General features: G+C 66.5%; 13 protein-coding genes. 8 read left to right on the forward strand and 5 right to left on the reverse strand.

Annotated elements, in window-relative coordinates; genetic code table 11:
* Positions 1–48: 48 nt before the first annotated feature.
* Both tsaA and ABZ293_RS39795 read right to left on the reverse strand, forming a co-directional pair.
* Positions 49–468 carry a tRNA (N6-threonylcarbamoyladenosine(37)-N6)-methyltransferase TrmO gene (tsaA, locus tag ABZ293_RS39790; protein WP_355189509.1) on the reverse strand — a complete coding sequence of 140 codons (420 nt, stop codon included), beginning with the start codon at positions 466–468 and terminating at the stop codon, positions 49–51.
* A gap of 178 nt (positions 469–646) precedes the next feature.
* Positions 647–988, reverse strand: a complete 342-nt coding sequence (locus ABZ293_RS39795) for a VOC family protein (protein ID WP_355189511.1) — start codon at positions 986–988, stop codon at positions 647–649.
* 87 nt (positions 989–1,075) lie between these two features.
* Between ABZ293_RS39795 and ABZ293_RS39800 the strand changes: the two genes are divergently transcribed.
* From ABZ293_RS39800 to ABZ293_RS39815, 4 genes are all read left to right on the forward strand, one after another.
* The gene (locus ABZ293_RS39800) at positions 1,076–1,924 is read left to right on the forward strand and encodes a sigma-70 family RNA polymerase sigma factor (protein WP_355189513.1); all 849 of its coding nucleotides are present in this window, start codon (positions 1,076–1,078) and stop codon (positions 1,922–1,924) included.
* A 93-nt stretch (positions 1,925–2,017) separates the two neighbouring features.
* Positions 2,018–2,479, forward strand: coding sequence for a DoxX family protein (locus ABZ293_RS39805; protein WP_355189515.1), 462 nt, complete (start codon positions 2,018–2,020; stop codon positions 2,477–2,479).
* A 152-nt stretch (positions 2,480–2,631) separates the two neighbouring features.
* Complete coding sequence (locus tag ABZ293_RS39810; RefSeq protein WP_355189517.1) at positions 2,632–3,081, forward strand: hypothetical protein; 450 nt, start codon at positions 2,632–2,634, stop codon at positions 3,079–3,081.
* 43 nt (positions 3,082–3,124) lie between these two features.
* Positions 3,125–3,868 (forward strand): DUF4191 domain-containing protein, encoded by a 744-nt coding sequence (locus ABZ293_RS39815; protein WP_355189519.1) that lies wholly within the window; start codon positions 3,125–3,127, stop codon positions 3,866–3,868.
* Between the two features lie 50 nt (positions 3,869–3,918).
* Here the strand turns inward: ABZ293_RS39815 and ABZ293_RS39820 are convergent, their stop codons facing one another.
* Both ABZ293_RS39820 and ABZ293_RS39825 read right to left on the reverse strand, forming a co-directional pair.
* Positions 3,919–4,299 (reverse strand): YrdB family protein, encoded by a 381-nt coding sequence (locus ABZ293_RS39820; RefSeq protein WP_355189521.1) that lies wholly within the window; start codon positions 4,297–4,299, stop codon positions 3,919–3,921.
* A gap of 84 nt (positions 4,300–4,383) precedes the next feature.
* Positions 4,384–4,914 (reverse strand): RDD family protein, encoded by a 531-nt coding sequence (locus tag ABZ293_RS39825; protein ID WP_355189523.1) that lies wholly within the window; start codon positions 4,912–4,914, stop codon positions 4,384–4,386.
* A 254-nt stretch (positions 4,915–5,168) separates the two neighbouring features.
* On the opposite strand from ABZ293_RS39825, the gene glnA reads away from it, so the two are divergent.
* Positions 5,169–6,605: a type I glutamate--ammonia ligase gene (gene glnA, locus ABZ293_RS39830; RefSeq protein ID WP_355189525.1), complete on the forward strand. Its 1,437-nt coding sequence runs from the start codon at positions 5,169–5,171 to the stop codon at positions 6,603–6,605.
* Between the two features lie 536 nt (positions 6,606–7,141).
* On the opposite strand, the gene ABZ293_RS39835 is transcribed toward glnA, so the two are convergent.
* On the reverse strand, positions 7,142–9,946 hold the full coding sequence (locus ABZ293_RS39835; RefSeq protein ID WP_355189527.1) for a LuxR C-terminal-related transcriptional regulator: 2,805 nt from the start codon (positions 9,944–9,946) through the stop codon (positions 7,142–7,144).
* Positions 9,947–10,109: 163 nt separating this feature from the next.
* Here ABZ293_RS39835 and ABZ293_RS39840 point away from each other — a divergent pair, with 163 nt between their 5' ends.
* From ABZ293_RS39840 to ABZ293_RS39850, 3 genes are all read left to right on the forward strand, one after another.
* Complete coding sequence (locus tag ABZ293_RS39840; RefSeq protein ID WP_355189529.1) at positions 10,110–10,466, forward strand: VOC family protein; 357 nt, start codon at positions 10,110–10,112, stop codon at positions 10,464–10,466.
* A gap of 61 nt (positions 10,467–10,527) precedes the next feature.
* Positions 10,528–10,986 carry a DUF1801 domain-containing protein gene (locus ABZ293_RS39845; RefSeq protein ID WP_355189531.1) on the forward strand — a complete coding sequence of 153 codons (459 nt, stop codon included), beginning with the start codon at positions 10,528–10,530 and terminating at the stop codon, positions 10,984–10,986.
* A gap of 51 nt (positions 10,987–11,037) precedes the next feature.
* On the forward strand, positions 11,038–11,319 hold the full coding sequence (locus tag ABZ293_RS39850; RefSeq protein ID WP_355189533.1) for a hypothetical protein: 282 nt from the start codon (positions 11,038–11,040) through the stop codon (positions 11,317–11,319).
* Positions 11,320–11,460: the final 141 nt, after the last annotated feature.

Genomic DNA, 11,460 nt, shown 5'->3' on the forward strand with positions numbered 1-11,460 from the left:
TCGACCGCAGCTGGTCGATAGTCCAGCCCCCGGAACCGGGGGTATCACTCATCGCTCCTCGGCCGAACCGAGGACCGGCTTCAGGTCCAGTACCGGGGTACCGTCGATCGCTTCCAGACCGTGCACGGTGAGGATGTGCCCATCGCTGTCGGCGATCGTGACCCGATGCAGTCCAATGGGATTCGGCCGATCGGGTGAGCGCGTCGCGAAAACTCCGGTCTCCGGACGTGCGCGGTCCCCGCGCGGATGCACCGCGAGCACCGCCCGATCCGCCTGATGCAGCCAGGTCAGCACAATGATCTCATCGCCGGGACCCAGGTCCTTCGCCGCCGCCGCCACCTCTGAATCCAACACAATGTCCGCTGGCGGAGCTCCTTCGTCACCTTGCCGAGGCGCATCCGCCCGACTACTCAACGGCGAGCGCACCCACCCGATAGGCCGCACCTGATACTGCTCGAACGAACCCATACCTATCCCTCGGTTCTGCGCGTCGACACATGACTTCCTCCGCCTACGTCCTTCTTACCCCTGCCGCCGCGGACTTTCCCCGCCCGCCGAGCCGAACTGTCTGGACGGCCGATCACCATGCGCCCGCTCTCGACTTGCCGTCCTGAGCGCATGGTGATCAGCGGTCCAACTCCGGGCATTACGGCTGGAGCAGGCCGATGACGTTGTTGTCGGCGTCGGTGAGGGTGGCGATCAGTTTGCCGCCGCCGACGTCGTGGGGCTCGTTCTGCACGGTGGCGCCCGCCTCGACCATGGCGGCGATCTGCTTCGTGATGTCCTCGACGTGCCAGTAGCCGACCGGGCCGGTCATTCCCTTCTTCGCGCCGTTCGGGTCGAGGCCGATGTCCTGACCCGCCACGCGGTAGCCGACGTAGTACGGGGTATCCGCGATCGGCTCCGAGCCGAACAAGGCTCCGTACACGCTCTTCGCCTTGACCAGGTCGGTCACCGGGTAGACGATGGTCTGCAGTCCAGCGGTCATGATTCGCTCCTCGTTCGCGGTGATTGTCGTTCCGGTTCTGGCTTCCGGTTCATGTACATGACCGGCCCCATCGGGAGAATGTGACAAATGGACGAGAATTTCCTTGCCGAGCGCTTCGAGGAGCACCGCACGCATCTGCTCGCGGTCGCATATCGCATCCTCGGTTCCGGCAGCGAGGCCGATGACGCCGTCCAAGAGGCCTGGCTGCGACTCAGTCGCTCCGACAGTGACGAGATCGAGAATCTGGGTGGTTGGCTGACCACCGTGGTCGCGCGGGTCTGCCTGAATATGCTGCAGTCGCGCAAGACGCGGCGTGAGGAACCGCTCGACGATGTCGAACTACTGCCGACGGCCGACGGTCCGGAACAGGAAGCGGTACTGGGCGATTCGATCGGGCTGGCATTGCTCGTCGTACTCGATACCCTCGCACCACCGGAGCGGCTGTCGTTCGTACTGCACGATATGTTCGCCGTGCCGTTCGATGAAATCGCCCCGATCGTCGGCAAAACCCCGGCAGCCGCACGGCAATTGGCCAGCCGGGCGCGGCGGCGGGTACAGGGGGTCGGGGCCGCCGCCGACCGCGATCGCCAGCGCGAGGTCGTCGACGCATTCCTCGCCGCATCGCGCAGTGGTGAATTCGAGGCATTGCTGACCCTGCTCGATCCGGATGTGGTGCTGCGCGTCGATGCCGCGGCGTTGGCCACCGGAGCCGCAGCGGCGCACGGTGCGAACGCCGTCGCGCAGACGTTCTCCGGCCGGGCGAGGGGAGCGCAGCTCGCGCTCATCGACGGACGCGCTGGCATGGTCTGGGCCGTCGGCGGCACCCCGCGCGTGGTCTTCGATTTCACGGTCTCCGAGGGGCGCATCGTCGCCATCGATCTGCTCGCCGACCCCGAGACCTTGGAGCTCATGGAACTCGAGCCGCAGGCGGGCTGAGCCTCGCCTGTCACATCTCGATCGCCGCGCCGGTCAGGAGGTGTGACGGCGCGCGAGCCGAGCGCGCCGAGGGCACGAGGCAGGAGAGCCACGATGAGCAATACCCGATCGATCGCATATTGGGTCAGCACCGGATTATTGATTTCCGTACTGGCCACGGGCGGCGTCGCCGACCTGACTCACCGCGGCGGCACCGCGGCGGGCATGACGGAATTGGGGTATCCGACCTATGTCATGACCATCCTCGGATTCTGGAAAGTGCTCGGCGCTATGGCCATTGCCGCACCGCGTTTTCCACTGGTGAAGGAATGGGCCTATGCCGGGGCGTTTTTCGATCTGACCGGTGGACTCGCATCGCATATCGGACACCATTCAGCCGTGAATCATCTGGTCTACACCGGCTTTTTCGCGATATGCGTGGTGGCGTCGTGGGCCTTGCGGCCCGCGAGCCGCAAACTCGGTGTTCCGGTTTTCCGCGGGCTCGGCCGCGCTCCGGAATCGGCAGCGCGCCAGGCCCGGACGATGCCATCGGGATCGGTCGGCGCCGCCGCGTGACCCGCGGCCGTGAGTCGCCCGTCGTTCGAGGAAACGGCGGGCTATTCGCTTTTGCTATTGCAGCGCGAAGGTTGTGCTGAGTCAACAAGATTCGGCTGGTGTCTCAGGTGGTGCGGCGTAAGATCGGGCCGGTGCGCCTCCCCGGGGGAAGTATGAGTGAGCCGGTGACCACGGATTGGGACAGATTCGTGCGGGCACTGGCGCAATGCCTATCCGAACTACCATCTCGGGCAACGCTGATCATCGCCGCGCCCGGCAATAAATACGTCCAATTCGTGCAATACGACATCAAGCTATCCGTCGAACTGGCGGGCAATTCCTACCTCACCCGGCCCATCTCGCCGACCGCTGAGCACACCCTGCGCGATCTCGGCTGGCGCGAACCGGTCGCGCGGCGCGGGATCGACAATTGGACCCGCACCCTGCTGTGGCCCCTTTCCATGGACACCCTGGTCGGACTCGCCCGCTCGGTCGCCATCGGCCTGCGCGACGCGCTCGGTGTCGGCACCCCGGTGGAACTGCGCGCCATGGGCTGGACCGAGAGCTCGGGTGATCTGGATCTCACCGCACTGGGGCCGATCGCGCACCGCGGCGTGCACTGACGCGGTGCGGAGACCCGCCCGACGTGGCACTATCCTGTGAAGCATGGCAGTAGGCAAGGGCGGCACGCCGTCGAAGGAAGCGAAGGCCGCGGCTAAGGCGGCGCGCAAGCAGCAGTCGAAAGAACGCCGCCAGCAGCTCTGGCAGGCCTTCCAGATGCAGCGCAAGGAAGACAAGCTGCTGCTGCCTTTGATGATCGGTGCCGTTGTCGGCATCACCGCCGTTTTCCTGGTGATCGGCCTGATCTTCGGCCTGCAGTGGTTCCTGCTGCCGCTCGGTCTGCTGCTCGGCGTGCTGGTCGCGTTCATCATCTTCGGGCGTCGGGTGCAGCGCAACGTCTACGCGAAGGCCGAGGGCCAGGCGGGCGCGGCGGCGTGGGTGCTGGAGAATCTGCAGGGCAAGTGGCGGGTCAGCAATGGCGTCGCCGCGACCACCCAGCTGGACGCCGTGCACCGGGTGATCGGCCTGCCGGGCGTCATCCTGATCGGCGAGGGTGCCCCGCAGCGGCTGAAATCGCTACTGGCCCAGGAGAAGAAGCGGACCGCCCGGCTCATCGGCGACACCCCGATCTACGACATCATCATCGGCAACGACGAGGGCCAGATCCCGCTCAAGGAGCTGCAGAAGCATCTCACCAAGCTGCCCCGCAATATCGACGCCAAGCGCATCGACCTCATCGAGGGCCGCCTCACCGCGCTGAGCTCGCGCAGCGGACCCGCACTGCCCAAGGGCCCGATGCCCGCGGGCGCCAAGATGCGCGGTGTGCAGCGCAGCATCCGTCGGCGCTGATTCGATTCGAAAGGCCCGCATCCCCCGAGTTGGGATGCGGGCCTTTTCTGTCAGGCCGCCGGGGCGGTGGTGAGCAGCCAGGTGATCCTGTCGTAGGCGAGTACGTGGTAGATGACCAGCACCGCGGTGCAGATCAGCGCCCACTGGGGCAACCCGGCGATCCACAGCGCGGCCGCGCCGCCGAACAGGACGATCAGTTCGACCACCAGCCGCACCGGCCCCGGCACCGCGACCGGCGCCGCACCGCTGCGGCTCGGATCGCCGGGAACGGCGAAGGTTCCCCACAGCGTGGCAGCGGCAACCGGCAGCACCACGACCAGGATGAAGCGCCATGGTGAGTCGAACGCCCGCCATCCGCAGACTCCGAGCGAGGAAATGGCGGTGAGTTCGAGCAGTAGGCGCAGCGCCAGCATGGCCGGATTCAGAGACACCGCCGGAGCCTAACGGGCAGTGCCCGAGCCGTCGTCCCGACGAAAGTCGGGTCTTTTTACTGTCGGAAGGTTCGTGCGGGCGGGCTATCGCGAGCGGACGATGGCGGTGCCGGTGGCACGGTCGTGCATACCGCGGCCGTCGGCGTCGGTGAACAAGGCCGGGACCACGAAAACCAGCAGCACCTGCCGGGCCAGCGCGCGCACGAAACCGACGGCCACCGGCGCATCGACGCGGATCACCCGCAGGCGCAGGAAGTACTGACCGGGGGTGAAGCCGAACAACGACACCGCGACGACACCGATCACGAACCAAACCAACAGGTTGGGCGTGGTGAGCGCGCTCACGATCACTTCGAAGTTGGTGGGGCGCGATTTCCCGGCGGGGATATCCATTCCGGCGATGATCTTGTCCGGATTCGGCCGGATGATGATCGCGGTAATGCCGAGCGCGATGAACCAGTCCACCACCAGCGCGGCAATGCGCCGCAACATACCTACGAGCGAACCCGCGCCCGAGCGCGGCAGGCCGAGGTTCTGGCCGGGGAACTCGGGGGTTGCCGGATCGCCCGAGTCCGCCGAAGGGCCGGAGAGCCAGGATCCGCTGATGCGTGCCATGAACCCCAGAATAGGCCCCTACGACCGGTCGTAGGACACCGCATTAAATCGGAGCTGACCTCGGTGAGCAGCGCCGATGATGGCAGGACTACCATGCTGTTCGAGCCCGGTTGGCTTTCACTACCCGTCCAGCCGCACGTGTAACACTGGCGAAACACAGCCTTGACTACTGGGAAACACCGCGTCCATACCGTCGGGACGCGACGAACCCATGCAATCGACACTGGCTGGGAACCGATCCGTAAGGAGAACAAGTGACGTTCAGCACGGCCGACGAGGTCATCAAGTACATCAAAGAAGAGGACGTCGAATACGTCGACATTCGCTTCAGCGATCTTCCGGGTGTACAGCAGCACTTCTCGATCCCCGCGAAGGCCTTCACCGCTGACCTCGCTGAGGAAGGGCTAGCGTTCGACGGCTCCTCCGTCCGTGGCTTCCAGTCCATCGACGAGTCGGACATGCTGCTGCTCCCCGACTTCAGCACCGCGCGTCTGGACCCGTTCCGCGCTGCCAAGACGCTGAACCTCAACTTCTTCGTGCACGACCCGTTCACCCGCGAGGCCTACAGCCGCGACCCGCGTAACATCGCGCGCAAGGCGGAGGAGTACCTGAAGAGCACCGGCATCGCCGACACCGCCTACTTCGGTGCCGAGGCCGAGTTCTACATCTTCGACTCCATCCGTTACGACTCGGGCATGAACGGCGCCTTCTACGAGATCGAGTCGATCTCCGGCTCCTGGAACACCGGTAAAGAGTTCAACCCGGACGGCACCCGCAACCGCGGCTACAAGGTCCGCAACAAGGGCGGTTACTTCCCGGTTGCGCCGTACGACCACTACGTCGACCTGCGCGACAAGATCTCGACCAACCTGCAGAACGCGGGCTTCGAGCTCGAGCGCGGCCACCACGAGGTCGGCACCGCCGGTCAGGCCGAGATCAACTACCGCTTCAACACCCTGTTGCACGCCGCCGACGACCTGCAGCTGTTCAAGTACATCGTCAAGAACACCGCGTGGGCCGAGGGCAAGACCGTCACCTTCATGCCGAAGCCGCTCTTCGGTGACAACGGCTCGGGCATGCACGTGCACCAGTCGCTGTGGAAGGACGGCAAGCCGTTGTTCCACGACGAGGCCGGCTACGCGGGCCTGTCGGATCTGGCGCGCCACTACATCGGCGGCATCCTGCACCACGCGCCGTCGCTGCTGGCGTTCACCAACCCGACCGTGAACTCCTACCACCGCCTGGTCCCGGGCTACGAGGCCCCGATCAACCTGGTGTACTCGCAGCGCAACCGCTCCGCCGCGGTCCGCATCCCGGTCACCGGCAACAACCCGAAGGCCAAGCGCATCGAGTTCCGCGCGCCCGACTCCTCGGGTAACCCGTACCTGGCCTTCGCCGCCATGATGATGGCCGGTCTGGACGGCATCAAGAAGAAGATCGAGCCGAAGGCCCCGGTCGACAAGGACCTCTACGAGCTCCCGCCGGAGGAGGCCAAGGGTATCCCGCAGGCCCCCACCAGCCTGGCCTCGGTCATCGACCGCCTCGAGCAGGACCACGACTACCTGACCGAAGGCAACGTCTTCACCCCGGACCTCATCGAGACCTGGATCAACCTGAAGCGCGAAAACGAAATCGCGCCCGTGAACCTGCGTCCGCACCCGTACGAATTCGAACTGTACTTCGACGTGTAAGTCGGTAGGTCGCAACGCAGGCTTCGCTCCTGCGCTGTAAGACATGGAGCCCCATCCGTTTCGACGGGTGGGGCTCCGTCGTTTCTCGTGCGCACCAGCATGACCCGCGCACTGGTTATGGTGGGTATTCGCGCGCCACACCGGTTCGATCGCAAGGCAATTCGGAACCGGGATGTACGAGGACTGCGGTCCCTTCGGTTCTTGGAGGACAGTCGCGGCCCGGCTACCGAGCAATCGGCCGCGGCAGTGTGCGAGCGACTTTCGACCGGCTCGACGAACTCGGCCCAGGTGGAGAAGGATTCTGGATGCCGGCGTCCAACTCGATCAACTGGATGGCCTCGGGTGTACCTGCTGCGGGTTGAAGTGCTGTCCGGTAGTCGGTTTCGAGCGTCTTACGTTGGCAGGCTTCGATGGGTACGTCGATGGCCAACCGGGTGAGCCCTCTCATCGAAGCGCAGCAGTGCCGCAAACCGCGCGGAAGGCGAGCGAGAGCTGTTGCGGCGCAAAACGTCTGCTGTTACGGGTGCACGCAACCGCTAGCGCGTCGGCGGGGTGAGGCCGAGGCTCGTCAGGGCGGCTGGAGCAGAGTTGTCACCCATCAGACTCAGGGTTCGGGCTCGCTGGTAAGGGCAGTGGGCCGTCTCGAAGGCGATTGCGATGGCGGGTAGGCGTTCGGGGGCATGGTCGAGCAGAGCCGTGGCTCGGTCGACCATGGCGGTGGCGATCGGGTTGCCGGACACTGCGGTTCGAGCGGTTGTGACGTAGTCGCGGGCGTTCGGATGAGCGGCGAGGACGGCTGCCTCGGCACGCAGTGCGAGGTACCAGTGGCGCCAGATCCAGATGATCTGCTCGTCCATCTCGTCGGGGTCGGCCGACAGGCTTGCCAGGGCACGGTCGGGTTGTCCGTGGTGGAGCAGGACAATGGCATCGAATACGGCACTGTAGGCGGCCTTCTGGTCGGGCGCCACACCGAGATTGTCGACGATGGCCAGCCATTCGGCTCTCGCGTCGCCGTCGCCGCGCAGGCCGTGGATCAGAGCCACCGCGGCCGCCGCCGTGGCGAGGTTGGGTGCGTGCAGGCGACCGGAGAGCTCCCACGCGTCGATGAATCGCCTACTGTCGGTGAGCACGTTGTCGGCATTGCCCGCGAGCGCGTCCGCCACCAGCCGCCGCGAGGTGGCGAAGTCACCCCGTTCGGCCAGCAATGGCAGGTCGCGGAGCTGCTCGGCCCAACGGCGGGCCCCATCCAGGTCACCCACGCCGATAGAGGTATCGGACGCCTCCGCGAGTGCGTTGACCCGTTCGAGCGCGCTGGCCGGTGTCACCGGAACCGCGGCGAGCAGCTCGACTCGCCGCTGGGTCGTCGCCGCGGTGGCGAAGGTATCACCCGCCCAGCACTGGGCCGCGGCAAGCGCGTCGAGGGCCGCGCTCTCGGCCAGCGGATCGCCGGTCCGGGAGGCCAGGTCGACCGCCCGCTCGGCGCGCGTAATCGGCTCGGGTACCGGCAATTCCGATGCGCTCGGCGCAGAATCGGCAGTGTGGGGGAGTACTCCGCACTCGGCCAGGGCGACCGCGGCAAGGGCGGCCGGGTCGTCGTCGGTCAACTCGCGCGCCTCGGACAGCAGCGCCGCGGCCGCATTCGACGGCGGCGGCTCGGCGAAGGTTTCGGACATCCGATAGACGGTGATTGCGGCCGTGGCCAGGTCGCGGGCGGCCGCGGCGGTGTCCCCGGCGTTGCGTGCGGTGTCCGCGGCACCGCGGTAGAGGCGGTACATGTCTGCACCGCGCATCCGGCATCCGGCGACCTCGGCGGCGTGCCGTAGTGCGGATGCCGCGTCGATCGGGTCCTCGGCGAGCGCTGCCGCCTGCTCGTACCGCTGCTGGGACTCGCCGACCAGATTTCGGGTAAAGGTCAGTTGAGCCAGGGACAAGGCCAGATCGTATGCGTCGGAACGAAGTTCGGATTGTTCGGCCGCCCAGGCCAGGGCTGCCCGGATGTCGTCGACGGCCGCGTCGAATCGGGTGCGCCAGTCGGTGGCGGGCGGCAGGTCCCCGGTCAGCGCCGCGGCGGTCTTCGAGCACCAATGCAGATGGCGCGCAAGCACTTCGGGCAGCTCACCGGTCTCGAGGAGTTGTTCCGTCTCATACTGGCGGATCGTCTCCAATGCCCGGTAGCGGGTGCCGCCCGCGGACGGCGCGGCGGTGAGCAGGCTCTGCTCGGCGAGCCGGGCCAGACCGTCCGCGACCGAGTTCGGTTCCAGCGGCGGATATCCGGCCACCTCGGCGGCGTCGGCGGCGGTGAACGGTGCGACGAAGACCGAGACTCGTCGGAGCACGCACCGGTCCGAGTTGGTCAGCAGGGCCTGGCTCCAGTCGAGCATGGCCCGCACGGACCGATGTCGGTCGTCGGCACGGCGTCCACCGACCAGGAGGCGCAGCGGATCGGCGAGACTGGCGGTCAGACCGTCGAGACCGAGGGTGGGCAGCCTGGCGGCCGCGAGCTCGATCGGCAGCGCCAGACCGTCGAGCCGCTGGCAGACCTCGGTGACCTGATCCAATTGTTCCGGTTCGACGGGCCAGCCCAGGGCGGCGGCTCGGTCCAGGAACAACGCAATGGCATCCGCGGTGGCGGCATCATCGCCGAGAGATAGCGGTGGCACCGCGTAGACCTGCTCGAAGGGCACCATGAGCCGAGCGCGGCTGGTGGCCAGTACGGTCACGCGCGGGCAGTGCGCGAGCAGGCGCTCGATGAACGGTGCCGCGCCCTCGCGCAGATGCTCGCAGTTGTCGAGGACGAGCAGGGTGTGGCGGTCGGTGAGGGCGGTCAGCACCGAATCGTCGAGGCTGCGGCCCTGCTGTTCGCCGAGGCCGAGCGCACGGGCCACTGCGGATCCGGTCATCGCCGGATCGGTTACCGGTACGAGGTCGACGAACCATGCACCGTCGGCGAATTCACCGGCAAGATCTGCGGCAACGGCCAAGGCCAGCCGCGTTTTGCCGACACCGCCGGGGCCGAGTGCGGTCACGTGGCGCTGTACCGCGACGGCCTGACGCAATTCGGCCCGCTCCCGGGCCCGGCCGACGAACGACGTCAATGGTGCGGGCAGGACGGCCACCGCCTCGCTCCGCTCGGCCCGGGTGAGCTCGGCCGCGCGCTGGGCGAGCGCCCGCCGGTCGGGGACGCCGACCTTGCGCAGCAGCGAGGACACATGGGTCTCCACGGTGCGCACCGAGATGTACAGCTGCGCGCCGATCTCGGCATTGCTGCGATGTTGTCCGATCAGAGTCAGGACTTCGGCCTCGCGGTCGGAGATCCCGGCAGCCACCTTCTGCGTTGACACGTCTCCATTCTCACGTACCGGTCCCGTAGCTCGTGCGGGCATCGACCCGTGCTCACTCAGTGGTGCTTTCCGTGTTCGGCACGGATGTCGCGCCGCCGAGCGCTGCCTACCGTAATTCTCATCGCCGCAAGACGATCCGGACCACATCGCCGAAGGAGTACTCATGACCGCCGCCTCGGCCGGGGGAATCAAGACCGTACTGCATCCCGTCTCCGACCTGGCGACGGCCAAGGAGGTCTACACCGCCCTGATCGGTGCACCGCCGCAGATCGACGGAACCTACTACGTCGGTTTCGACGTCGCGGGCCAGCACATCGGGCTGGTACCGGGCGGCGGACCGCAGCGCATGACCGCACCGGTGGCGTACTGGCAGGTGCCCGATATCGAGGCGAAGCTGGGCGAGGTCACGGCCGCGGGAGCCACTGTGCGCGAACCCGTGCGCGATGTCGGTGCAGGTCGCCTGGTCGCCACCATCACCGATCCGGACGGCAATGTCCTGGGGCTGCTGCAGGACCGGTGAGCGCCCCCGACGTTTTCAACCGAACCGATATCACGATCGACACCACAACGGAGGAACCGCAATGACCACAACCCGCACCACGAAGCGCAAGTCCACGGTGGGATTTTCGGAAGAAGAGCGCGCCGCGATGAAGGAGCACGCTCAGGAGCTCAAGACGGCCGCGCGCCGCGGCGCGCGCGCAGCCAAGGCGGACGGCGAGTCCGATGTGCTCGCGAAGATCGCCGAAATGGCGGATTCGGATCGCGTCATGGCCGAGCGAATCCACGCCATCGTCAAGGCCAACGCGCCCGAGCTCAGCCCGAAGCTCTGGTACGGCATGCCCTCCTATGCCAGGGACGGCAAGGTCGTCTGCTTCTTCCAGACAGCGGAGAAGTTCAAGGCGCGGTACGCCACCCTCGGCTTCAACGACTCGGCGAGCCTCGACGACGGCACCATGTGGCCCACCGCCTTCGCGCTGACCGAATTGACCGCCGCCGATGAGACCCGGATCGGGGAGCTCGTCAAGAAAGCGGCGAGCTGAGAACTACGGCCTGCCACCGCGTCTGGTGGCAGGCCGTATGGTCCATTTCACATGACCTGGCCTGAAGACGAGTACCTGCGAAACCTGCGGGAAGCGCGGGGCGACTATGCCTGGTTGATGCGGCGGTATGGCGGGCGCACGTGGCAGGAGGCTGATGCGGAGGCGCGGGAGGCGTATCCGTATGAGTCGAGTGATCGGCCGTTTCGTGGCATCGAATTCCATGATGACGCTTGGCATTGGGCGATGTTGGCGATTCACGGCGCCATGTACTGGCGCGAGCATCCGGAGCTATTGGAGCCGTCTGTCGAGTATCTGAGGAGCCGAGGGGAGTAGCGGAAGTCTCGGTGGACGGTATGTGGGTCTCGGTCAGTGGGGTAGTTGAATCGCCCCGGATTCGATGCACACCGGTTTATCTGTCACCAGCCGGTTGTTCGGCGTGGAGTGCATGGTAGTCGGCTTCGTATTCGACCGGTG

Origin of the sequence: Nocardia sp. NPDC005998 (genome assembly GCF_040614395.1) — a bacterium.
In the GTDB taxonomy this organism is placed as follows: domain Bacteria; phylum Actinomycetota; class Actinomycetes; order Mycobacteriales; family Mycobacteriaceae; genus Nocardia.